The sequence below is a fragment of the Thauera sp. K11 genome, from assembly GCF_002354895.1.
Classification (GTDB): Bacteria; Pseudomonadota; Gammaproteobacteria; order Burkholderiales; family Rhodocyclaceae; genus Thauera; species Thauera sinica.
Map to the genome: position 1 here is coordinate 2733892 of NZ_CP023439.1, position 23196 is coordinate 2757087.

Annotated in this window: 18 protein-coding genes; 15 read left to right on the forward strand and 3 right to left on the reverse strand. The window is 68.3% G+C overall.

Going from position 1 to position 23196, the window contains the following annotated elements:
• Positions 1–308: 308 nt before the first annotated feature.
• The 4 genes from CCZ27_RS11850 (at position 309) to CCZ27_RS11865 (ending at position 4953) form a co-directional block, all read left to right on the forward strand.
• Positions 309–536, forward strand: coding sequence for a hypothetical protein (locus CCZ27_RS11850; protein WP_157748559.1), 228 nt, complete (start codon positions 309–311; stop codon positions 534–536).
• 162 nt (positions 537–698) lie between these two features.
• Entirely contained in the window at positions 699–1142 is a 444-nt protein-coding gene (locus CCZ27_RS11855; protein ID WP_096448423.1) for an NUDIX hydrolase, read from the forward strand.
• A 263-nt stretch (positions 1143–1405) separates the two neighbouring features.
• Positions 1406–3334 carry a DUF47 family protein gene (locus CCZ27_RS11860; protein ID WP_096448425.1) on the forward strand — a complete coding sequence of 643 codons (1929 nt, stop codon included), beginning with the start codon at positions 1406–1408 and terminating at the stop codon, positions 3332–3334.
• A complete protein-coding gene (locus CCZ27_RS11865; RefSeq protein WP_096448427.1) occupies positions 3331–4953 on the forward strand; it encodes a PEP/pyruvate-binding domain-containing protein in 1623 nt (540 codons plus the stop codon). The genes CCZ27_RS11860 and CCZ27_RS11865 overlap by 4 nt, the downstream gene beginning before the upstream one ends.
• Positions 4954–5016: 63 nt before the next feature.
• On the opposite strand, the gene CCZ27_RS11870 is transcribed toward CCZ27_RS11865, so the two are convergent.
• The gene (locus CCZ27_RS11870; RefSeq protein ID WP_232516664.1) at positions 5017–6702 is read right to left on the reverse strand and encodes a PHA/PHB synthase family protein; all 1686 of its coding nucleotides are present in this window, start codon (positions 6700–6702) and stop codon (positions 5017–5019) included.
• Positions 6703–7364: 662 nt separating this feature from the next.
• On the opposite strand from CCZ27_RS11870, the gene CCZ27_RS11875 reads away from it, so the two are divergent.
• From CCZ27_RS11875 to CCZ27_RS11885, 3 genes are all read left to right on the forward strand, one after another.
• Positions 7365–8963 carry an alkaline phosphatase gene (locus CCZ27_RS11875; RefSeq protein ID WP_096452487.1) on the forward strand — a complete coding sequence of 533 codons (1599 nt, stop codon included), beginning with the start codon at positions 7365–7367 and terminating at the stop codon, positions 8961–8963.
• 114 nt (positions 8964–9077) lie between these two features.
• Positions 9078–9863, forward strand: a complete 786-nt coding sequence (locus tag CCZ27_RS11880; protein ID WP_096448429.1) for a hypothetical protein — start codon at positions 9078–9080, stop codon at positions 9861–9863.
• Positions 9864–9965: 102 nt separating this feature from the next.
• Positions 9966–12767, forward strand: a complete 2802-nt coding sequence (locus CCZ27_RS11885) for an HD domain-containing phosphohydrolase (protein ID WP_096448431.1) — start codon at positions 9966–9968, stop codon at positions 12765–12767.
• 9 nt (positions 12768–12776) lie between these two features.
• Here the strand turns inward: CCZ27_RS11885 and CCZ27_RS11890 are convergent, their stop codons facing one another.
• Together CCZ27_RS11890 and CCZ27_RS11895 are read right to left on the reverse strand one after the other, a co-directional pair.
• Complete coding sequence (locus CCZ27_RS11890) at positions 12777–14738, reverse strand: pyruvate kinase (RefSeq protein ID WP_096448433.1); 1962 nt, start codon at positions 14736–14738, stop codon at positions 12777–12779.
• 345 nt (positions 14739–15083) lie between these two features.
• On the reverse strand, positions 15084–16007 hold the full coding sequence (locus CCZ27_RS11895; protein ID WP_096448435.1) for a LysR family transcriptional regulator: 924 nt from the start codon (positions 16005–16007) through the stop codon (positions 15084–15086).
• Positions 16008–16441: 434 nt separating this feature from the next.
• Between CCZ27_RS11895 and CCZ27_RS11900 the strand changes: the two genes are divergently transcribed.
• The 8 genes from CCZ27_RS11900 (at position 16442) to CCZ27_RS24745 (ending at position 23189) form a co-directional block, all read left to right on the forward strand.
• Positions 16442–17146 carry a pirin family protein gene (locus CCZ27_RS11900; protein WP_096448437.1) on the forward strand — a complete coding sequence of 235 codons (705 nt, stop codon included), beginning with the start codon at positions 16442–16444 and terminating at the stop codon, positions 17144–17146.
• 153 nt (positions 17147–17299) lie between these two features.
• Positions 17300–17980 carry a hydrolase gene (locus CCZ27_RS11905; RefSeq protein WP_096452489.1) on the forward strand — a complete coding sequence of 227 codons (681 nt, stop codon included), beginning with the start codon at positions 17300–17302 and terminating at the stop codon, positions 17978–17980.
• 113 nt (positions 17981–18093) lie between these two features.
• Positions 18094–18366 (forward strand): XapX domain-containing protein, encoded by a 273-nt coding sequence (locus tag CCZ27_RS11910; RefSeq protein WP_096448439.1) that lies wholly within the window; start codon positions 18094–18096, stop codon positions 18364–18366.
• 205 nt (positions 18367–18571) lie between these two features.
• Positions 18572–20467: an amidohydrolase gene (locus CCZ27_RS11915; RefSeq protein ID WP_232516357.1), complete on the forward strand. Its 1896-nt coding sequence runs from the start codon at positions 18572–18574 to the stop codon at positions 20465–20467.
• Positions 20468–20480: 13 nt separating this feature from the next.
• Positions 20481–20921 carry a DoxX family protein gene (locus CCZ27_RS11920; protein WP_096448442.1) on the forward strand — a complete coding sequence of 147 codons (441 nt, stop codon included), beginning with the start codon at positions 20481–20483 and terminating at the stop codon, positions 20919–20921.
• Positions 20918–22534 carry an MFS transporter gene (locus CCZ27_RS11925; protein WP_096448444.1) on the forward strand — a complete coding sequence of 539 codons (1617 nt, stop codon included), beginning with the start codon at positions 20918–20920 and terminating at the stop codon, positions 22532–22534. The genes CCZ27_RS11920 and CCZ27_RS11925 overlap by 4 nt, the downstream gene beginning before the upstream one ends.
• 141 nt (positions 22535–22675) lie before the next feature.
• On the forward strand, positions 22676–23029 hold the full coding sequence (locus CCZ27_RS11930; protein WP_232516358.1) for a carboxymuconolactone decarboxylase family protein: 354 nt from the start codon (positions 22676–22678) through the stop codon (positions 23027–23029).
• Positions 23010–23189, forward strand: coding sequence for a transposase (locus tag CCZ27_RS24745; protein WP_157748560.1), 180 nt, complete (start codon positions 23010–23012; stop codon positions 23187–23189). Before CCZ27_RS11930 ends, CCZ27_RS24745 begins: the two co-directional genes overlap by 20 nt.
• The last annotated feature ends 7 nt before the right edge of the window (positions 23190–23196 follow it).

The window sequence follows — 23196 nt, forward strand, 5'->3', positions numbered from 1 at the left end:
ATTTGAAATGACAATCAGAGTCCATCGCCACTTCCGTCAAGTAAAGGAGACATCTCGTTTCCGGCCCCTTTGATAACGGCAGGCCGGATGAGTAGACTTGTTTCCGCGCCCCTGCACGACACGATGAAACCGGACGGCCCATGCCCGGATCGCCGCAGGGGCGGACAAGGGTCCGTCTCATCTTGCTGGCAGGAACGGCGAAACATCGCCCGGATGGCCCGGTCCGTCGGGGTTGCACCCTCCACGGACCGGCCTCCCTGCACGCGGATCATCTTCAGGATCAAACGAGCCTTGAGTAGGGAATGAAAATGGAAACGACACAGCCGGATCAACAGTATCTCGATAGGGCAATGGCGCTCGACAACGAGGAAACCCAGGCGCTCGCAGCGAAATTCGATGCGCGCTTCCAGAAGAACCCGGGTGTGTCCCACCTGGCGATGCTGGAGAGGGCGGCCCTGCAGCTCCACTTCGAGGATGACGTGCTCGAGGAGTGGCGCAGCAACATCGAAAAACTGTATCAACAGCACGCCAGCTAGGATCGAACCCGACGTTTCCCGCCGTGCCTGCCCCGGATCTCCGGGGCGGGACGCGGTCGTCATGAAACGGAAATGTTAATACGGTATAAAGCGTTTCATGCTGCCGGGCCTCCCTGCCGAGGCCCGGGTCATTTGATGACCGTACCGATCGGATCTCCATATATGGCAAAGGATCGTTCGAAGTCCTCTCTTTCCAGGAATGGTGCATGGGCAATCATCCATTGCATCGACACGGGAAAGTTTCTGCTGGGCAAGCGATCCTCGACGGTCAATAACAGTGGCGCCTGGAACTTCTTCGGCGGGCGGATCGATCGCGGCGAAGAACCGTGCAGCGCCTTGGTGCGCGAACTGGCCGAAGAAGCCGGGTTCCGGGTCAAGCAGAAGCAACTGATCAAGCTCGGCTGCGTATCGGGCATCAGGCGCAGGGGCAGCGGCGATTGCGACATGCACTATTACCTCCTGAAGGTCGAGCGCGAAGTCGCCCCGAGGCTCAATCGGGAACATTCGAATTACCGCTGGTTCAAGCGGTGCCGCCTGCCTGCGAGGTTCAATCTTCCGACGACGGTCGCCATCGAGCGGGGTCTGCTCGACAGGGTGAAGTTCTGACGCAGCCGCCGATCGCTGCCTCTCGCGGCGCGAAAGACTGAACCGCCACCCGCCCTCCCCGGCCTGCCCGCACGGCGGCCGGCACAGCCCCTTCGCGGGAAGCCCGTCCCGAAGCGGTCGGCACCGCCTGCGGCCTTGCCCGCCCGGATCACGCAACCTTGCCGGCCCCGCCGGCCTCGCGGCGCGGACGGATGCGGGCCGGACAACATGGATCGGTGTCACATTCGGCAACAACAATCCGTTCCATCAACTGGGAGATGGGGATGGAAAAGATCGACGCCTTGGCGAGCCTGGGGCAGGCAGAATTGCTCAAGCCCGCACGCGTGCGGGCGGCGCTTTCCGCGAACGACCGGCTCAAGCTCTATCTGAGCGTCCTCCAGGGGGCCGACGATCGCGCCGGAAAGATCGACGCGCCGGCGCTCGACCTGTCGCGCGAGTTCTCCGCGGCGAACGTCTCGCTGCCGTGGCTGGCGGATCTGCCGGGCAACGCATACCGGGAAGGCAAGACCTTGCACCTGCCCGAGTTTTCCCGGCTCAAGGCCCTGCTCCGCGAGGACATCCACACCATGGCCCGGCCGCTCGAAAGCGAAGCCGAGGTCGGCGCCCGGCTGCAGCACTGGGATGCGTGGCTGGAACAGCTCCCGCCGGACTCGCTGGCGGCCGGACAGCTCGAAGCCCTGACGAGCGGCAGGCGGGGCAAGGAAGACAGCCTGCACGTCTTCATCATGGACCTGCACAAGGCGCTGAACCGCCTTGCCGCGCAATTGTCGAGCGAGAACATCGACGGCGCGCACGTCTGGCAACTGGACGACGCCGACCGCCCGCGGGTGGCGGCGTTCATGCGGGGGCTCAATCGCACGCGCGGCCTCAAGCTCGATCACCCCGGCCTCGACACCGCCGCCACGCGCGACGGCAACCGCCTGCTGCTGCAGAACGACATCGGCACCAACGATGCGCACGTGCTGGTGCTGCAGGTCGAGGATCTGCGCATCAGCCTCACCTATTCCGACCTGCATCGCCAGCGCTTCGCCTTCTTCCAGCAGCAACTGGCCGAAGTGGGGGCATCCTGGAGCACGCCCCAGGCGCGCACGACCGCGGGGCTCAACCAGGGCGACACCTACTATGTCGGGATCGCCGACTTCGATTGCGGCGACGAAGACGCGCTCTGCACCGCGCTGGAGGGCATCGGTGCCCGCATCGTCTTCCTGATCGACTGGAACCGCGCCCGCAAGCGGCTCGAACGCTTCGTCGCCAAGGCCGATGCGGCGGCGATCCTCGGCGAGGCGGCGAAGCGCTGCGTCGGGCACATGTCGTGGCTGGCGGCAGGCGGCGAGAAGCTGGTGTTCGGCGCGATGCAGGCGCTGGGCCCCGACTACTTCCGCCTCGGCGATCAACTGGGCGAAGTCATGGGCGCGGACCGGGCGCGGGCCTTCCTGCTCGACGTCATGGCGCTGGCGGCGAATTCGCTGAGCCAGCGCCAGCCGCTCGCGCTGATCGCCGACGAAACCCGGTTGCTGCTGGCCCGCTACATGCGGCGGCATGACGAATTCGATCTTCTCTCCGAGCATGCCGCCTACTGCCACGCCATCGCCGAAGGCTTGCGCGACGCGCTGGCGCACGGACACGAACGCGACGAGAAGGCGGCCCGCAGCTTCTCCGAGCGCGCGAAGGACTGGGAGCGCAAGGCCGACCAGCTCGTCATGGACGCACGGGCCCGCGCCGAGGCCCGCCCGCGCTGGAGCGCGTTCGCAAGGCTGCTGGAGACCGCCGACGACGTCGCCGATGCGCTGGAGGAAGCGGCCTTCCTGCTGTCGCTCATCGCCGCCGACCACCACCAGGGCTGGCGTGGCGACGTGCGCCAGTCGATGCAGTTGCTCGCGGATTCGGTGCTCGGCGCCGTGCAGGACCATGTCAAGGCGCTGGCGATCGCGCGCGATTTCGGCGAGGACAGCAGCGCGGAGGATCACGAGGAATTCGTCGCCGCGCTCTGGCGCGTGCTCAACGCCGAGCGGGAATGCGACGTGCTGCTGCGGGACGTCCGGCGCGCACTGGCCGCCAACGTCTCCGACGCTGCGACGCTCAATCTGAGCACCGATTTCGCCCAGGCGCTGGAGGCGGCGACCGACTGGCTGCTTGCCACCGGCTATGGCCTGCGCCGGCTCGCCTTCAGCCGCGTGGGGGTGGGTTCATGAGCGGCCTCGCATCCCGGCATGCGCCGGAACCCGGCCTCGAGGAACGCTGCACGACCTGTCTGATCCACCCCGGCAGCCCCCTTCCCGAAGGGGTCGGCGCGGACATCCTCGGCGTCAAGGCATGGAACCTCGCCCGCATGGCGAGCCTCGACCTGCCGGTACCGCCGGCCTTCGTCCTGGGCACCGGCTGGTGCGAACGGGCCGCGGAACTCGCCACCGCCCACTGGCAGCCGGCGCTGGCCCGGCTGGAGCGCCTGACCGCCCTGCGCCTGGGCGACCCCAGGCATCCTCTGCTGGTATCGGTGCGCTCGGGAGCGCCGGTATCGATGCCGGGGATGATGGAGACGCTGCTCAACATCGGCCTGACCGATTCGACCCTCCCCGGCTTCATCCGCGTGAGCGGCCACCCGCGCCTGGCCTGGGACGCCTACCGGCGCCTGATCGGCGGCTACGGCGAAGTCGTCGCGGGAATCGATGCGCGGCATTTCGAGGCGGACCTGGACGAGGTGCGTGGCGGCCAGGACGAGCGCTCGCTGGATTTCGCCGCCCTGCGCACGCTTGCCGCGCGCCATCTCGAGACCTATCGCCGCGAGGCCGGCGAAGCCTTTCCTCAGGACGCAGGCGTCCAGCTCGAACAGGCGATCAAGGCCGTCTTCGCCTCGTGGCACGCCGACAAGGCCCGCAAGTACCGCAGCCTGCACGGGCTGTCCGATCGCATGGGCACGGCGGTGACCGTGCAGCGCATGGTGTTCGGCAACGGCGGCGGCCTGTCGGGGGCGGGCGTGGGCTTCAGCCGCGACCCGAGCAGCGGCGAGCCGCACCCTTGGGTCGACTTCCTGTTCAACGCGCAGGGCGAGGATGTGGTCAGCGGGCGGCGCAGCGTGCTCGGGCACGATCAGCTCGCGGCCGTCGCCCCGCAGGTCTGGCAGTCCCTGCTGCATGCGATCGGGACGCTCGAACGCGCCTTCGGCGACATGCAGGACTTCGAATTCACCGTGCAGGACGGCCAGCTCTTCCTGCTCCAGACACGCGACGGCAAGCGGACCCCGCTGGCCACGGCGCGGATCGCGCTCGACTTGCACGACGAAGGGCTGATCACCGCGGAAGAGGCCGTCGAGCGCACCCGCGATCTCGACGCGCAGGCGCTGGCGCAGCACGGCATCGCCGCCGACGACGACGCCGGACTGGTGCTGCTCGGGCGCGCGCCGACCGCGGCCAGCGGCGTGGCGTGTGGCGAGATCGTCCTCGACGAAGCGGCGGCGAACGCGCGCCACGCTGCGGGAACGCCCTGCATCCTCGTGCGCCAGGACGCGGAAACCCGGGACATCACCGCCCTGGACCTGGCGGAGGGCCTGCTGACCCAGCGCGGCGCGCGCACCTCGCACGCGGCGGTGGTCGCCCGCCATCTGGGCAAGGTCTGCCTGGTCGGTTGCGAGGCCCTGCAGATCGATGCGCCGAGCCACTCGATCAGGCTGCACGACCGGACCTTCCGCGAGGGCGACTACCTCACGCTGGACGGCAACGAGGGCGTGATCTACGCGGGCCGGGCGCGCGTGGTCACGACCGTTCCCCAGGCCCTGCTCGATCGCCTGGAGCGCCTGCGCCGACAGGTCGCCTGAACGCCGCGAGGCGGCCGCCAGAGGCCGGCGCGGCACGCCGGCGACGCCGCCGCCACCGGGCGGTCAGGATTCGAACACGTAGGTGCCCGGAGCGTCCGCCAGCGCGGGAAACGCTTCCGTCGCCGCCGGGCGGGCGGCGACGAGAGGGCCCGCCTTGGGTCTGAGCCACTCGATCCAGTCGTCCCACCAACTGCCGGCATGTTCCTGCGCGCGCGCGCGCCAGGTTTCGGCGCGGTCCGACCGGTGCGCGGTGTCCGCCCAGTACTTGCGTTTGGCGGGCCTCACCGGCGGATTGACGATGCCGAGGATGTGGCCGGAACTCGACAGCACGAAGCGCTTTTCCCCGACGGCATGATTGTTGATGCGAAAGGTCTGCGCCCACGGCGCAATGTGGTCGTCCTGCGCGGACACCGCATACAGGGGCTGCCGGATCTTGGCCAGGTCGAGCGGTTCGCCGGCCACGACCAGCGCGTCGGGCTGGATCAGGCGGTTGTCGAGGTACAGCTCGCGCAGGTACCACGCATGCATCGCCTGGGGCATGCGCGTGCTGTCCATGTTCCAGTACAGCACGTCGAAGGGCTGCGGCGATTCGCCATACAGCCAGCCATGCACCACGTAGTGCCAGATCAGGCTGTTGGAACGCAGCAGCCGGAAGGCCGAGGCCATCTCCTGGCCGTCCAGGTAGCCGTTGCGCTGCATCTGCCTGCACAGGTATTCCACGCTGCGCGCGTCGATGAAGACCTCGATGTCGCCCGGCTTGTGGAAGTCGACCAGGGTGGTAAACAGCGTCAGGTCGGCGATGGGCACCTCGTCGGCGGGGAAGTGCCGGTTGGCCCACGCCGCGTACATCGCCAGCGCGGTACCGCCGATGCAATAACCCGCGGCATGGACCCTGGACACGCCGCAGAAGCGGCGGGCGGTTTCGATCGCCTCGTGCACGCCCCTGGCGAGATAGTCGTCGAAACTCGCGTCGGCCATCGACGCGTCCGGGTTCTTCCAGCTCGTGATGAACACGTCGAAGCCGTGGTCGAGCAGGTAGCGGATCATGCTCTTCTTCGGCGTGAGGTCGAGCACGTAGAACTTGTTGATCCACGGCGTGACGATCACCACCGGTTCGGCATGCACCTGCGGCTGGGTCGGCGCATAGTGGATCACCTCGAGCAGGCGATTCCGGAAGACCACCGCGCCGGGCGTCGTCGCGAGATTCTCGCCGACCTTGAAATCCTCGGGATCGGCCATGCGGACGCTGCCCGCCTGCATGTCCTCGAGAAAATTGTTCATCCCCCGCACCAGGCTTTCGCCCCCCGTCTCGACCGCCTTGCGAATGGCGATCGGGTTGGTCCAGAAGAAATTGGTGGGCGCCACGGCATTGAGCCACTTCCGCCACCAGAAGGCCGCGCGCCGGCGCTCCTTGTGCGACAGGGCGGGCGTGTCGTAGAGCATGTCCTGGAAATGGTGGGTGAAGGCGAGATACCAGGACTTGATGAGATCCCAGGTGGGCGACTCGGACCACACCGGCTCGGCCCAGCGCGGATCGTCCGCATTGGGCTTGACGGGATCTTCGTCGTTGACCCCCAGCAGCCGGTACCAGGAATGCCACTGCAGTTCCCACAGATCCGTGGTCAGGCGGGCCACCCGTTCGCCCAGTTCCTGCGGATGCAGGAACCAGGCCAGTTGCGCATGCACGATCGGTGCGCCCATGCCGAGCGGATCGATGGCCGATGCCAGCCCATCCCGCAGTTCGTTCATCTGCCGGTAGATGCGCTGCCCGTCCGGCAGGGAGTGGTTGCGCCGCCCCCGGAGATTCCTGGGGACGGACGGGATGAAAGGGACGCCAGGTGCCGTCATGATGTCATGTACCGATCGAAGGGTCGTTTCCGGCCTGCACGGCCTCGAAACGACCGGGACAAGGTGTTCGGGCACGAACGTCGCGCCGGCACGCACCGGGGAAACGGACCGCCCCGGAAGCCGGCGGGTCCGGCGCAAGTATCCATGCTCCGCAGCCGACGCTACACCCCTTCGGCGACAGATCGATGTCGGTAATGTGACCAGGGCACTCGCATGAAGAAGTCTTGCGGCCGTTGGTCTGGCGTCGCGGCAGGTCTGGCGGCGGGGGATGCGTGGAGCGGACGAGCACTGTCCGAGTCCCGAGCGACAGCGAGGTCGAGTTGCGCAGGACGCGGAGCGCATCCCCCGCCGCCAGACCGGATTCGGGCGATCATGCGAATGCCCTGGCGATGTGGCGGGCGGGCTGCATGTGCCCGGCCCCGGCAGGATCCCGCAACGCAGCATCACGCGTACCCCATGTTCATGACCGGAAGCAAAGAAAGCATCATCTTCCGGTCACGCTCCGCTGACATCCTCATCGCAGGTTCACCCGCCGCGCAACCGGTCCGATCATGGAGAACGACATGAGCTTCCGACTCAAGGCCCTGCCCGTCAGCGTCGCATTCGCACTACTGGCGTCCCAGCCATGCGCCGCCGGACCCGGCGGCAACGCCGACGCGGTCCCCGCCAGCGCCGACGAATGGTTCGCCGCCGGCCGCGCCGCGGTGGAGACCTCCAAGCGCATCGTCCCCAACCGTTCGCGCGCCAGGAACGTGATCCTCTTCGTCGGTGACGGCATGGGCATCTCCACCGTCACCGCCGCCCGCATCCTGGAAGGCCAGATGCGCAACGCCGACGGCGAGTTCAACCGGCTGAGCTTCGAGCGGCTCGACCACATGGGGACGTCGGTCACCGCCAGCGCCAACCAGCAGACATCGGATTCGGCACCGACCGCCACCGCCATGGTCACCGGCATCAAGACCAACGACGGCGCCATCTCGGTCGCCCAGACCATCGACCGCAACGAGCCCAGCGCGGCGGTCACCCGCGCGAAGAGCGTGAAGACCATCCTCGAGCAGGCCGAAGAGCGCGGCATGGCGACCGGCATCGTCACCACCGCCCGCCTCACCCACGCCACCCCGGCGGTGAACTACGCGCACATCGGCAACCGCGACTGGGAAGCCGACAGCAACCTGCCGGCCGGCGCGACCGTGCCCGACATCGCCCGCCAGCTCATCGAATTCCCCTACGGCGACGGGATCGAAGTCGCGCTCGGCGGCGGCCGCAGCTACTTCATGCCGAACACCGCGTCCGACCCCGAATACCCCACCCAGAAGGGCCGCCGCAAGGATGGGCGCGACCTGACCACTGAATGGACCACCAAGTACCGGCAGTCCGCCTACGTCTGGGACAAGGCCGGGTTCGACGCGGTGAACCCGCGGCAGACGCGGCATCTGCTGGGTCTCTTCGAGCGCTCGCACATGCGCTACGAGGCCGATCGCAAGGACGACGTCGCCGGAGAACCTTCGCTCGCCGACATGACCGAGAAGGCGATCCGGATCCTGCGCCAGAACGACAAGGGCTTCTACCTGATGGTCGAAGCCGGCCGCATCGACCATGCCCACCATGCCGGCAACGCGTATCGCGCGCTGACCGACACTGTGGCACTGTCGGAAGCGGTGGCCGTGGCGAAGAAGCTGACCGACGACAGGGACACCCTGATCGTGGTCACCGCCGACCACAGCCACGTGTTCACGATCGCCGGCTACCCGTCGCGCGGCAATCCCATCCTCGGCAAGACCTCGATCGACGGCGTTCCCTCCACCGATGCGCTGGGCCTGACCTACACCACGCTGTCCTATGCGAACGGTCCAGGCTGGACGGGCGGCCTCCAGCGCCGCGAGTTCAACCCGGCGGACGAAAGCGCGGTGGCGGTCCAGTACGACGGCAGCGCATTGCGTCCGGACCTCTCGGCGGTGGACACCACCTCGCCCAGCTACATGCAGGAAGCCACCGTGCCGATGGGCTCGGAAACCCATGCGGGCGAGGACGTCGCGATCTACGCCAGCGGCCCGAACGCCTACCTCTTCCGCGGCCCGCAGGAGCAGAACGTGATCTACCACGTGATGGCGGATGCGCTCGGCCTGGACCGCAACCGCGGCCGGGGCCCCGGCCGCCGCTGAGCACGAAGCGGGAGGGTCCGCCGCCGGCGTCGCGGCCAATGGCGGACCCGGGGAGACGCCGGGCCGGCGCCTCCCCTTCCTTCTTCAACCCGATTTCTTGTGACGATGCCTCTCATGAGACTGAAATCCCCTCTTCTCCTCCTGCTCGCCACCCAGGCACTGCTGCCCATCGCCGCCGAGGCGCATGAACGCAGCGCGCGCCCGGCGCCGCCGACCGGGTTCGCGGATCACGGCGACCGCGCGGTACCCGCACTGGACCTCGCCGCCCCCTTGCCCGAAGTGGCCGCGGCCTACGTCACCACCCGCACCGTCCAGGCGGCCGGCCATGCGCACGGCCACGACCATCCTCCGGCCGGCGAGATGGAGTGGCATTTCTTCCGCGAACCCGACCGCATCGACATCGAGAACGTGGCGGCGCGCACCGGCGAGCGCTGGCAGCGCGACGGCAAGGTCCAGTTCTTCTTCAAGGTTTTCCATGCCGACCGGCGAAGCGTCGAGTACCGCATCGACGACCTCAAGCTCATCAACGCGACGCTGTCCTGGGAGCAGCACGCCCTCCTGATCGATCCGCAGGTGCTCCAGGGCCTGGAACTCCAGGACGCCGGCTGGCAGGACGGCTATCCCTACCGCCGCTACGGCGGCACGGCGAACGGCGAACGGCTGGACGTGACCTGGCGGCTCGACCTCAACCTGCCGGTGGTGCTCGAACGCAGCCGCGCCGACTACCGCGAGCGCTCGGTCCTGAAGGCGGTATATCCACTGGCGTCCTCGCCCCTGGCGCGGCCGGACCAGTCCGACTACGAAGTGATCGATTTCGCCGACATCGGCGATCGCGAGCGGGACCCCTTCGTCCTCCGGGTGCAGGCGCAACTGCCCGGCGGCGACGTGCATCACCACTGAACGACCCCGAGGATCGCGGGCGGCCCGCATCGGCCCGGGCCACGCCAAGCCCCGCCTGCGGCCGCGCCGGCCTGAGCATCGGGAAACGAGGCGTCATCCACAATGGCGAATCCCCCTTCTGCCCGCCCCCTGCGCCTGCCGCTCCACATACCGGTCGCCGTCCTGTTTTCGCTGCTGATCCTGGGCGTCGGCGCGACGATCTCGCTGTATCACTATCACGCAACCCGCCTGCTGCTCGAGGTGGCCAACGAACGGCTCTTCCAGAAACTGGCCGACGATGCGCGCACGGCCCTCACCGAAAGCGAACGCGCGGTGCGGCGGTCGTTCGTCCTGCTTTCCGCCTCCTCGCTCGCCGACGCGGCCGGGCGCGACGAGCGCTTCCGCTTCCTGCCCGAACTGGCGGGGCTGCTGTCGGCAGACCCGCTGATCGACTCGGTGATGGTCGGCTACGGCGACGGCGCCTTCTTCCTGCTGCGGCGCGCCGACCCGCCCGCCGGAGAAGGGAACGAAGCGGCATGGACGGTACTCGACGCCGGTTCCGACGATGCCGAGCCGCACGCCAGACCGCTGCTCACCTACTATTTCGACGACGCGCTCCGCTTCCTCGGTACGGGGCCGGCGGTGTCCGCCGGTTTCGAGCCGCGCCTGTCCGACTGGTACCGGCGCGCGGCGGCAAGCGACAAGCTGGTGGTCACCCCGCCGTACGACTTCCAGCATTCGCACGCACGGGGCGTCACCTTCGCGCGGCGCAACGGCTCGACGGTGTTCGGCATCAACGTGAATTTCGCGGCGATTTCCTCGCTGCTGAGCCGCCACTCGGTGACGCCGTCGACACGGATGCGCCTCGTCGCGGGCGACCGGACGCTGCTCGCCTCGGCCGCGGCGGCCGGCGGCGCCACGGCGGCGGGGCCGTTCGGCGACGATCTGATCACGCGTGCGCTGGACGCCCCTGCGGCCGGCGCCCCTCCGACTCTGCGCATGTTCGATCCGGCCACCGGAGGGTGGCATGTGTCACTGGCGCCCATGCCCGGCTTCGGCGACGAGGACTGGACGCTGGCGGTGGCCGCGCCCGACGACGAGATCTTTGCCGAAGCCTATCGCCAGCGGCAGCGCGCCGTGCTCTTCACCGTGGCGGCGGTGCTCGTCAGCTTTCCCCTGGCCTGGGCGCTTTCGCGCCTGTTGACCAAGCCGCTGCACCGGCTGTCCGGCGTGGCGCATTCCGTCTCCTCCCTGCAGTTCCGGCAAGAGGCGCAAACCCATTCCGTCATCCTCGAGGTCGATCAGCTCGCCGGCGCGATCGCCATGATGCGCTCGGCCATCGCGCGCTTTCTCGAACTGGGCCGCGACCTCGGCGCCGCGCGCGATCTGCACGGCCTGCTGCGTCAGGTCCGCGCCGGCGCGCGGGAGGTCACCGGCGCCCCCTGGTGCAGTGCTTCCATCCTCATCGCAGGCTTGGATGAACTGGAAGGGGCCGACGGCACCGGGACGGACGAACGCCCCCCCGACGACTTCGAGGCGGAGGGCCTCTCCGACCTGGGAGCACAGGGCGACGGGCCGTTCAGCGTGAAACTCGCGGCGCCCGGGGGGACGATCTGGCATGTGCTGCTGATCCCGCTCCGGAACCACGAAGGCGAGATCCTCGGCACCCTGCTGCTCGCCGACCGGTTCGCGCCCGACTGCCGATTGCAGCGCAGCGAAGTCGTGGGCTTCCTGAGCGCGCTGGCAGGGTCGGCCGCCATCGCGCTCGAAAACCAGCGCCTGCTTGCCGGCCGCAAGGACCTGCTGCACGGCGTGATGCGGCTCGTCGCCGAAGCCATCGATGCGAAGTCTCCCTACACCGGCGGACATTGCCGCCGCGTCCCCCGCATCGCGCTGAGCCTCGCGCGCGCGGCGCACGAAGCCGGCACCGGCCCCCTGGCCGGTTACCGGCTCGACCCGTCCGGCTGGGAGGCGCTGCAGATCGCCGCGTGGATGCACGACTGCGGCAAGCTCACCACGCCGGAATACGTCATCGACAAGGCCACCAAGCTCGAAACCCAGTACGACCGCATCCACGAGATCCGCACGCGTTTCGAGGTGCTCAAGCGCGATGCCGAAATCGGGTACTGGAAGGGCGTGGCGGGCGGCGGCGACGAGGTCGCGCTCCGGGCGGAGCGCGACCTGGCGTGGCGGACGCTGGACGAGGAATTCGCCTTCGTCGCGCGCTGCAACCGCGGCGGCGAAACGATGGCGGCCGGCGACCTCGAACGGCTCGGCCGGATCGCGCAGCACCGCTGGACGAGGACGCTGGACGACACCCTGGGGCTGTCGAATGCCGAGATGGAGCGCCGCGACGGCTCGCCCCGCGCCGCGCCGCCGGCCGAGGAAACGCTGCTGGCGGATCGTCCCGAGCATGTCATACCGCGGCGGAACAGCGCGCGCTTTCTGCCGGGCAACCCCTGGGGCTTCGTCATGCAGGCCCCCGATGCGCTCTACAACCGCGGCGAGCTGTACAACCTAAGCGTCGCGCGCGGCACGCTCACCAGCGAGGAACGCTTCAAGATCAACGAGCACATCGTCGAGACCATCGTCATGCTCGGCCGCCTGCCCCTGCCTCCCGACCTCGCCAGCGTGCCGGAGATCGCCGGCGGGCACCACGAGACGATGGACGGCCGCGGCTATCCGCGCGGCCTGAAGAGGGATGCGATGAGCGTGAGCGCGCGCATCATGGCGATCGCCGACATCTTCGAGGCGCTCACGGCGAGCGACCGGCCCTACAAGAACGCGCACAGCGTCGACGAGGCGCTCGCCATCATGGAGACCATGCGCAGCCGCGATGCGATCGACGGCGATCTCTTCGATCTGTTCGTGGCGAACGAGGTGTGGCGCGATTGCGTGGATCAGGTCGACAACGCCTCGACCTGATCCCGATCCCTATTGCCTGGCGGATTCTGCCTGCGACGACCACGCGCCCAGCGCCCGCAGCAGGGAGCGCTTCTTGGACTGGTGGGCCTGCATGCGCTTCAGGATGTCGTCGAGCATGCGGATGGCTTCGAGGATGTGCGGCCCCTTGTTGAGCATGACGCATTCCGCCCGCTCGCCCATGGCGGCATCGGTGATCTCCGCGCGCGAAGGCTGCCCCGTCTTGGCCAGGGTCTCCAGTACCTGGGTGGCCCAGATGACGGGCATGTGGGCCGCCTCCGCCGCCCACAGGATTTCCTCCTGGACTTCGGCCAGCCGCTCGTAGCCGCATTCCACCGCGAGATCGCCGCGGGCGATCATGACGCCGGCGGCGTCGCAGGCCATGGCGGAGAACAGCAGCTCGGGGAGGTTCTCGAAGGCGCGGCGCGTCTCGATCTTCAGGACCACGCCCACGTGTGCCGCGCCGAGCCGCGCAAGCTGCTCGCGCAGCGTTTCGATGTCCTGGCCCCGCTGCACGAAGGAGAGCCCGACCAGATCCGCGCACCGGGCCACGGCCTGCAGGTCCTCGACGTCCTTCTCCGTCAGGGCGGGCAGGTCCAGCCGGCTGTCCGGCAGGTTGATGCCCTTGTCCGCCAGCAGCCGGTCGCCGGTCACGCGGATCTGGGTGATCTCGACTTCCAGCCCGTCCGTCCCGACGGCGCCGATCCTGCCGCCGATGCGGCCGTCGTCGAACAGCACCCGCTCGCCGACGCAGACCTGATCGAAGACCTCCGGCAAGGTACAGGCGATCGTCGGCAGCAGCATGTGGCCGCGTGCCGCCGTATCCCGCATCACCGGCCGGCCGATGCCGGAACGCGTCACCTTCAGCCGGTCGCCGCGCTGCAGGAAGATGCTTCCGGGCTCGCCCGGCGGGAAATCGACCAGCAGCGCCTCGCGCGGCTTGCGGCCGCGGCGGCGATGCTCGATGGTCGTCTCCGGAACGACGTACGCCGTCCGCTCGCATTCGGCCAGGATTCCCGCATCGTCCTGCGCAACGACGTGGAGCGTGCGCTTGGCATCGCGGGCATCGACCAGTTCCAGTGTGTCGCCGATCTTGATGCGCGCCAGCCATGCGGCCGGCACGCCGAGATGCTCGATTGCGCCGGCCACGGCGGCGAGCGACCCCGCCGGACGCAGCCCGACGCGGGCCGGCGCGAGCACCCGGCCGTAGAGGTCGCGCCTGGGCTTGAGCTTGAGGAGCGCCGGACCGGGCGCGATCGGCCCCGTCCGCAGCTTCGGCCCGCCGAGATCCATGAGTATGCGCACGCCGCGCCCGGCCGCCTTCGCCGCGCGGCGCACGTGGGTGGCCATTGCCTCCCATTCCGCCGCGCCGTCGTGGGCGCAGTTGATGCGCGCCACATCCATGCCCGAGGCGACGAGATGATGGACGAGGCCGTAGTCGACAGCCGCCTCGGAAGGCAGCGTGACCATGATGCGCACGCCGCGGCCTCCGGCGGGCGCGCCGAGCAGCGCATCGGTATGCTCGTCGAGCAAGCGCCTGCTGCTGACGATGCCCACGGGTTCCTCGGCCGATCGGTCTTCCCAATCCTCTCCCATGAGCCGGTGCAGGATGCCCAGCACCTTGTCGAGATTGGCGAGGACGTGCGATTCGGCCCGGCCGAGCGAGGACGTGCCCATCCGGGCGAGCCTCTCCTGCACGGCGCGCAGGTCGACTTCGCGCAGCGCGAGGTAGTGGGCGAGGTTTCGTGCGCTGGCCTGGTAAGCCGGCGCGACCCGGCCGATCTGTCCGGAAAGCCTCGCCTCGTTGTCGAGCATGCGCGCGCGCAGCGCGTCCAGCGCGGCGATCAGGTCCAGGCACTCCGCGGTATCCCAGCCGGCCTTGTCCGCCCCGCCCGCCGTCGCGGGCCGGACATCCGGCTCCCGTGCTTTGCGATCCGTCTCTATCTTCTGGTGGGATGAACCGCTGGTGGTCATCGCCGGGCCTCCGGATGGGATTTCGTCATTCGACCTGCATGCGCGCCTGCGCGATGGACGGCAAGGCGCGCCGGTACTCAGACCCTATCCATGATCCATGACGGATTCGTGACGCCGGGCATTCATCGGCGCCGCCGGGCAGGTATCAAAAAAATGCCCGGCCTCTTGCGAGGCCGGGCAAAAAATCCACACGCATTGGGAGGAGGAGAGAACGCGGTGGATGAATCCAGCTTAGGCAATCCGATATTGCAATGCAACATTTCCTTTGTCCGCCGCCTCGGCAGGCAGTCCTGCGTCATGGAGCCACCGCCGCTGGCCGGCCGGCGCAGCCGCCCGCCGTCGCCATCAGCCGTCGGTGGTGCGTGCCCACGGCTCGCTGGCGAAGCGCTCGGCCAGGTATTCGATGAAAGCCTGGACGCGCGCGGGCCGGTTGCGGCCCGGCGGGGTCACGACGTGCAGCGCGATCGGTTCCACCTCCCAGTCGTCCATCACGGTTTCGAGCACTCCCGACTGCAGATCCTGCCAGGCCAGGAACTCCGGCTGGAGCGCCAGGCCCAGCCCCGCCAGCAGGGCCGGCGTCAGCGCCTCGGCATTGTTGGCATGCAGGTGAACCGGCATCACCTGGGTGAATTCGCCATGCCGCTTGTGCCGGAAACGCCAGCTCGTGCCGCCGCGCGCATAGGTGTACTGCAGCGCCTTGTGGTTGATCAGGTCGCGCGGATGCCGCGGTCGCCCGTGGCGCTCGAAATAGGCCGGCGACCCGACCAGCAGGATGCGCACCTTGCAGAAGCGGCGGGCGAGCAGGCTGGAATCCACGAGGTTCGCTATGCGCAGCGCAAGGTCGAAACGGTCGGCCACCAGGTCCACCTGCTTGTCGTTGAACTGCACGTCCAGTTCCACGTCGGGATGGGCCTTCATGAAGTCCGGCAGTATCGGCGCCAGGCGCGCTATGCCGAACGACATCGGGGCAGAAACCCGGATCACCCCCCGCAGGCTGGTGGACTGCTCCGCGACCTCGGCCTCCACCGCCTCGCCATCTTCGAGGATGCGCGCAGCACGTTCCAGCGCGGCATAGCCGCTCTCGGTCAGCGACATGCGGCGGGACGTGCGGTGGAACAGCATGGTCTTCATGCGTGCTTCCAGGCGCGTGACGGCCTTGGACACCGTAGCCTGCGACAGGGAGAACTCCGCGGCGGCCCGGGCGAAGGAGCCCGTCTCCGCGACCTTGGCGAAGATCGCCCAGGCTTCCAGGTCTGGTAGCTTTTTCATGGCAATTCTGGAAACACTCGGTTCCGATCGATGATGAATGTGCCGTATTTCTGCCACAACAGCGCGGCGAGGGAAAGAGCCGGAACGGAATGGATGCAATGCACTGCATCGCCTTTCCTGCAAGCCCGCCGTGATGGAAGCGGCTTCCGGCAATGTTGACCATGCTGGATTCAACGTCCGGGCCAGGCTCCCGGAAGGCTGGAAGCCCGGGAAGTTTCCGGGACGAAGGCTGCGGCATCCGCCGGTGCTTCCCGTACCGGTCGAGGGCTCGCCCCGCCATGCAGCGGGAATGGGCCTCCGCTCCGGCGATGACAGGAATATGTCGGATGCCACGCAAAAAACGGAAAGGATGGAATTCCGTTCGCCGTATTTTCATCGGCAAAGGCGAAACCTAGACTGACGCCATCATAGTCAGCTACCCGCAGGAGGGAGTCATGATCGAACGTCGCCCCTTCAACCGCCTCGGCGGAGCCAACCACGGCTGGCTCGATGCCAAGCACCATTTTTCCTTTGCCGAATATGAAGATCCGCAGCGCATGCACTGGGGTGCGCTGCGCGTCTGGAACGACGACACGATCGAGCCGGGCACGGGCTTTCCGCCGCATCCGCACTCGAACATGGAGATCATCACCTACGTGCGGGAGGGCGCCATCACCCACCAGGACAGCCTCGGCAACAAGGGCCGCACGGTGGCGGGCGACGTGCAGGTGATGAGTGCCGGCACGGGCATCCGCCACGCCGAGTACAACCTGGAACCGGGGATCACGCGCATCTTCCAGATCTGGATCTTCCCGGACCGGCACGGCGGACCGCCGTCCTGGGGCTCCAAGCCGTTTCCGAAGGACGACCGCTCCGGCAGGTTCGTGACGCTGGCCAGCGGCATCGAGGGCGACGAGGACGCGCTGCCGATCCGCACCGACGCACGGGTGCTGGGCGCCACGGTCAGGGCCGGCGATACGGTGGAATACCGCTTCTCCGACGCCGGCCGCTATGGCTACCTGGTGCCCGCCAAGGGCACGGTCGAGGTCAATGGCGTGGCCCTGGATGCCCGCGACGGCGCGGCGATCCGCGGCGAGGAAAGCATCCGCGTCACCGCCATCGAGGATGCCGAACTGGTCCTGGTGGACTCCGCCGCCTGACCGGTCCGCCTGTTCGACACGTACGGGGGATCACGGCGACATCCCCCGATACCCGGCCCGGGCGCGGAGAGTCCCGAACCCGGCCGCATGCTGCACCGCGCAGCGCTGCATTTCGCCGCGTTTCAATCAACTCCGTCCATGAAGGAGAATCCCATGAGCAAGTACCTTGAAGTCCTGACGCCGCAGAACAGCCAGATCATCTTCATCGACCAGCAGCCGCAGATGGCCTTCGGCGTGCAGTCGATCGACCGCCAGGTCCTGAAGAACAACGTCGTCGGCCTGGCCAAGGCCGCGAAGGTGTTCAACATCCCGGCGACCATCACCACCGTCGAGACCGAGGGTTTCTCCGGTCACACCTATCCCGAACTGCTGGCCGTGTTCCCCGATCACAAGATCCTGGAACGCACCTCGATGAACTCCTGGGACGACCAGAACGTGCGCGACTCGCTGGCCGCCAACGGGCGCAAGAAGGTCATCGTCTCGGGCCTGTGGACCGAGGTCTGCAATACCACCTTCGCCCTGTGTGCGGCGCTGGAAGGCGGCTACGAGATCTACATGGTGGCCGACGCGTCGGGCGGCACCTCGGCCGAAGCCCACAAGTACGCCATGGACCGCATGGTGCAGGCCGGCATCGTGCCGGTGACCTGGCAGCAAGTCCTGCTGGAGTGGCAGCGCGACTGGGCGCGCAAGGATTCCTACGACGCCGTGATGGGGATCGTGAAGGAACATTCCGGTGCCTACGGCATGGGTGTCGACTACGCCTACACCATGGTGCACAAGCAGCCCGAGCGCGTTCAGCACGGCGAACGCATCGGCCCCAACCCGGCCAAGTAAGGCGTACGCGCAACCGCCGGGCGGATGCCGCAGCCGCCCGGCACCCGCGCAGCGGCACGCATGCGCCGGCCGCGAGGCGGCGCGAAACCACCATCTCCGCATCGAGGTGAACCGTGAAACTCTATGTCTTGTCCCTGGGCGCCGGTCTGCTGGTCGGCATCATCTACAGCCTGCTGAGCGTGCGCTCGCCGGCGCCGCCGCTGGTGGCGCTGGTCGGCCTGCTCGGCATCCTGGTCGGCGAGCAGGTCATCCCGGTCGGCAAGCAGTTGCTCGGCGGCACCGCTTTCAGCACCGCCTGCGACAAGACGCAGGCCACCGACCACGTGCTCGGCCAGTTGCCCGGCCGGCATGCGGCGGAACAGGCGTCCAAGGAAGCGCAGACGTAGAGCATCGCAAGGATCCGTGGCGCCCGGACACGGAGGCCGGAGGCCGGCCGCTCGGGTGCAGTCGAAACCGTAAGCTGAAGGCAAACGTATGACATCCCGCCGAAAAGTCCTTGGTGCTGCGACGACGCTGGCATCCGCGCTGGCAGTAAACAGCCTGCTGGGCCGCAACGCAGTCGCCGAAGTCATTAGCAAAGGAGCATCCGCCGTGGCCGATTCCACTCCCGACATCATTTTCCACAATGGCCAGATCACGACGCTCGATCGCGCCAATCCCGTTGCCAGCGCCGTGGCGGTCAAGGACGGCCGCTTCGTGGCCGTGGGCCCGGATCAGGACGTCCTGGCCCTGGCCGGCACCGGCACCCGGATCGTCAACCTCCAGCGCAGGCGCGCCCTGCCCGGCCTGTTCGACAACCACACCCACGTGGTGCGCGGCGGCCTGAACTACAACCTGGAACTGCGCTGGGACGGCGTGCGCTCGCTGGCCGACGCGCTGGACATGCTGCGCCGCCAGGTCGCCGTCACCCCGGCGCCGCAATGGGTGCGCGTGGTCGGCGGCTTCACCGAGCACCAGTTCGTCGAGAAGCGCCTCCCGACCATCGACGAGATCAACGCCATCGCCCCCGACACCCCGGTGTTCCTGCTGCACCTGTACGACCGCGCGCTGCTCAACGGCGCCGCGCTGCGCGCCGTGGGCTACACCAGGGAAACGCCCCAGCCTCTGGGCGGCGAGATCACCCGCGACGCCAAGGGCAACCCCACCGGCCTGCTGCTGGCCAAGCCCAACGCGCTGATCCTCTACGCCACGCTGGCCAAGGGACCGAAGCTGCCGTTCGACTACCAGGTCAATTCCACGCGCCACTTCATGCGCGAACTCAACCGCCTGGGCGTGACCGGCGTGATCGACGCCGGCGGCGGCTTCCAGAACTACCCGGAAGACTATGCCGTGATCCAGAAGCTGGCCGACGAGAACCAGCTCACCGTGCGCCTGGCCTACAACCTGTTCACGCAGAAGCCCAAGGAAGAAAAGGAAGACTTCCTCAAATGGACCTCCAGCGTGAAGTACCAGCAGGGCACCGACTACTTCCGCCACAACGGCGCCGGCGAGATGCTGGTGTTCTCGGCCGCCGACTTCGAGGACTTCCGCCAGCCGCGCCCGGACATGCCGCCGGAGATGGAAGGCGAGCTGGAAGGCGTCGTGCGCATCCTGGCGCAGAACAAGTGGCCTTGGCGCCTGCATGCCACCTACGACGAGACGATCTCGCGCGCGCTGGACGTGTTCGAGAAGGTCAACCGGGACATCCCGCTGGGCGGCATCAACTGGTTCTTCGACCACGCCGAGACCATCTCGGACAAGTCCATCGACCGCATCGCGGCGCTGGGCGGCGGCATCGCCGTGCAGCATCGCATGGCCTACCAGGGCGAATACTTCGTCGAGCGCTACGGCGCCCGCGCCGCCGAGGCGACGCCGCCGGTCGCGCGCATGCTGGAGAAGGGCGTGAAGGTCTCGGCCGGCACCGACGCCACCCGCGTGGCCTCGTACAACCCCTGGGTGTCGCTGTCGTGGATGATCACGGGCAAGACGCTCGGCGGCCTGCGCCTGTACCCGCAGCGCAACCTGCTCGACCGCGAGACGGCGCTGCGCATGTGGACGGAGAACGTCGCCTGGTTCTCCAACGAGGAAGGCAAGCGCGGCCGCATCCAGGTGGGTCAGTTCGCCGACCTGATCGTGCCGGACAAGGACTACTTCAGCATCCCCGAGGATGAAATCTCCTTCCTCACGTCGGACCTGACCGTGGTGGGCGGCCGCATCGTCTACGGCGCGGGCGATTTCGCTCCGCTGGACGACAGCCCGCTGCCGCCGGCCATGCCCGACTGGTCGCCCACCCGTACCTTCAAGGGCTACGCCGCCTGGGGCGACCCCAAGGGCGCGGGCAGGAACTCCCTGCAGCCGGCCCGCTACCAGGCGATCGCCTCCTGCGGCTGCGCCAGCGCCTGCGGCCTGCATGGCCACGACCATGCACGCGCCTGGGCCTCCAGGGTTCCGGCCTCGGACCTGCAGGGCTTCTTCGGCGCCCTCGGCTGCTCCTGCTGGGCCGTGTAAAGGAGAGCGCCCCATGCCGACGCACGACTCGTTCGCAGACAAGCTGGCCGCCGCCGTGCGGCCGGTACTCGGAAGCCGTGCCGCGCGCTTCATCGCCTATCTGGGCCTGTGCGCGGCGTACCTGCAAGGCGGGCTGGTCAAGCTCACCGACTTTCCGGGGGCCCTTGGCGAGATGAACCACTTCGGACTGTCGCCGGCGCCGCTGTTCGCGGTGCTGGTGATCGTGCTCGAACTGGGCGCCTCGGCGATGATCCTGGCAGGCCGGCTGCGTTGGCTCGGGGCGCTGGGGCTGGCAGGCTTCACCCTGCTGGCCACCGGCATCGCCCTGCGGTTCTGGGAATTGCCGGCGGGGCAGGAGCGCTTCATGGCCGCCAATTCGTTCTTCGAGCATCTCGGCCTGGCCGGCGGCTTCCTGCTGGTCGCCTGGCTGGACCTGCAGGAGAAACGGACATGACGCACAAGTCCGCCCCTTCGGCCGAAGCCCCGACGAGCGGCTTCGCACCCCTGCGGCAAACGCTGTTTGCCGTGCTCTGGGTGGCCACGGTCATCGGCAACACCGGCAGCTTCATCCGCGACGTGGCCAGTTCGTGGCTGATGACCGACCTTTCTTCCTCGCCCGCGGCCGTGGCCCTGGTGCAGGCTGCGGCGACGCTGCCGGTGTTCCTGCTGGCGATTCCGGCCGGCGTGCTGGCCGACATCCTGGACCGGCGCAAATTCCTCATCGGCATCCAGCTCCTGCTGGCCAGCGTCAGCATCTGCCTGATGCTGCTGTCGGCCTCGGGCCTGCAATCGGTGACGTCGCTGGTCGCGCTGACCTTCCTCGGCGGCATCGGCGCGGCCCTGATGGGGCCGACCTGGCAGGCGGTCGTGCCCGAGCTGGTCGAGAAGAAGGACCTCAAGAGCGCCGTGGCACTGAATTCGCTGGGGATCAACATCGCCCGCGCCATCGGCCCGGCGCTGGGCGGGCTGATCCTGGCCGGGCTGGGCGCGGCATTCACCTACGGCGTGGATGTCATGAGCTACGTGTTCGTCGTCGCGGCGCTGCTGTGGTGGCGGCGGCCGGCGGCCGCGCAGGACGTCCTGTCCGAGCGCTTCGTGGGCGCGTTCCGCGCCGGGCTGCGCTATGCCCGCGCCAGCCGCGAGCTGCACGTCGTGCTGCTGCGTGCCTTCCTGTTCTTCGCCCTGGCCAGTTCGGTCTGGGCACTGCTGCCGCTGGTGGCGCGCCAGTTGCTCGGCGGCGGTGCCGGCTTCTACGGCGTCCTGCTCGGCGCGGTCGGCCTGGGCGCGATCGGCGGGGCGATCTTCATGCCCCAGCTGCGCGAGCGCCTGAGCGCAGACGGCCTGTTGCTGCTCTCCGCGCTGGTGTCGGCGGCAGTCATGGCCTTTCTGTCCTCCGCGCCGCCGCAGTGGGCGGCGGTGGCCGCGCTGCTGCTGCTGGGCGCGGCCTGGATCACCGCGCTGACCACGCTCAACGGCGTGGCGCAGGCCATCCTGCCCAACTGGGTGCGCGGCCGTTCCCTGGCGGTGTACCTGACCGTGTTCAACGGCGCCATGACCGCGGGCAGCCTGAGCTGGGGCGCCATTGCCGAAGGGATCGGCGTGCCGCTGACGCTGCTGGCCGGCGCGGCCGGGCTGGTGCTGGTCGGCCTCGCCGCGCACCGGGTCAAGCTGCCCAGGGGCGAAGCCGACCTGGTGCCGTCCAACCACTGGCCCGAGCCGCTGACGGCTGCGCCGGTCGAGCACGACCGGGGACCGGTGCTGATCCAGATCGAATACCGCATCGCGCCGGAAGACCGCCCCGCGTTCCTGAAGGCGCTCGCCCGGCTGTCGGGGGAGCGGCGGCGCGACGGCGCCTATGCCTGGGGGATCGCCGAGGATTCCGCCGATCCCGGCCTGATGCTCGAATGGTTCCACGTCGAATCCTGGGCCGAGCACCTGCGCCAGCACAAACGGGTCTCCAGGGCCGACGCCGACGTCCAGGACGACGTGCTGCGCTTCCACCAGGGAGAACGTCCGGTCGTGCGCCATTTCCTGGCCTTCAATCGTCCGCACGAAGGACGGGCATGAGGAAGGCCATGGCAGGCGCCAGCTTCGGACCATGACGATTCGCCGCGACGGAACGCGGCCGGGCTGGGCCGGTGCAGAATGAATGCTCGCCGCTCGCCCGGACGCAACCCGGGACTTCAACTTCCTCCATCGGAGAAACGCATGCTGCTCAACAACTGGACCCAGTCCCTCACCAACAACAAGAAGGCTTCGGCCGGGTTTGCGAAGAACAACCCGCAGATGATGGAGGCTTTCAAGCAGGTCAACCTGGCCCATGCCACGCCCGGCGTACTCGACGCCAAGACCCGCGAACTGATCGCGCTGGCGGTAGCCGTGACCACGCGCTGCGACGGCTGCATCGCGGCCCATGCCGCAGCGGCGCGCAAGGCCGGCGTGACGGAACAGGAACTGAGCGAAGCGCTGGGCACCGCCATCGCCCTCAACGCCGGCGCGGCCTACGTCTATTCGCTGCGCGCGCTCGACGCGCTGGGGGAGTTTGCCGGGAACCAAGCCTGATTGGCAAGCCGGTCAAGGCCTGGGAGCCGAGCGCGCTGACAGAATCGAACTCGTCTATCTGCCCGCGTACTCGCCCGAAGCCAATCCCGATGAATACCTCAACCGCGACTTGAAGACGAACCTGCGGCAGGGACCGGTGGCCCGACAACCGATCAACTGATCAAGCT

Bases quoted from the DNA above. Each gene is read 5' to 3' on its own strand.
- CCZ27_RS11850 (WP_157748559.1), top strand. From the start codon at position 309: ATGGAAACGACACAGCCGGATCAACAGTATCTCGATAGGGCAATGGCG.
- CCZ27_RS11855 (WP_096448423.1), top strand. From the start codon at position 699: ATGGCAAAGGATCGTTCGAAGTCCTCTCTTTCCAGGAATGGTGCATGG.
- CCZ27_RS11860 (WP_096448425.1), top strand. From the start codon at position 1,406: ATGGAAAAGATCGACGCCTTGGCGAGCCTGGGGCAGGCAGAATTGCTC.
- CCZ27_RS11865 (WP_096448427.1), top strand. From the start codon at position 3,331: ATGAGCGGCCTCGCATCCCGGCATGCGCCGGAACCCGGCCTCGAGGAA.
- CCZ27_RS11870 (WP_232516664.1), bottom strand. From the start codon at position 6,702: ATGAACGAACTGCGGGATGGGCTGGCATCGGCCATCGATCCGCTCGGC.
- CCZ27_RS11875 (WP_096452487.1), top strand. From the start codon at position 7,365: ATGAGCTTCCGACTCAAGGCCCTGCCCGTCAGCGTCGCATTCGCACTA.
- CCZ27_RS11880 (WP_096448429.1), top strand. From the start codon at position 9,078: ATGAGACTGAAATCCCCTCTTCTCCTCCTGCTCGCCACCCAGGCACTG.
- CCZ27_RS11885 (WP_096448431.1), top strand. From the start codon at position 9,966: ATGGCGAATCCCCCTTCTGCCCGCCCCCTGCGCCTGCCGCTCCACATA.
- CCZ27_RS11890 (WP_096448433.1), bottom strand. From the start codon at position 14,738: ATGACCACCAGCGGTTCATCCCACCAGAAGATAGAGACGGATCGCAAA.
- CCZ27_RS11895 (WP_096448435.1), bottom strand. From the start codon at position 16,007: ATGAAAAAGCTACCAGACCTGGAAGCCTGGGCGATCTTCGCCAAGGTC.
- CCZ27_RS11900 (WP_096448437.1), top strand. From the start codon at position 16,442: ATGATCGAACGTCGCCCCTTCAACCGCCTCGGCGGAGCCAACCACGGC.
- CCZ27_RS11905 (WP_096452489.1), top strand. From the start codon at position 17,300: ATGAGCAAGTACCTTGAAGTCCTGACGCCGCAGAACAGCCAGATCATC.
- CCZ27_RS11920 (WP_096448442.1), top strand. From the start codon at position 20,481: ATGCCGACGCACGACTCGTTCGCAGACAAGCTGGCCGCCGCCGTGCGG.
- CCZ27_RS11925 (WP_096448444.1), top strand. From the start codon at position 20,918: ATGACGCACAAGTCCGCCCCTTCGGCCGAAGCCCCGACGAGCGGCTTC.
- CCZ27_RS11930 (WP_232516358.1), top strand. From the start codon at position 22,676: ATGCTGCTCAACAACTGGACCCAGTCCCTCACCAACAACAAGAAGGCT.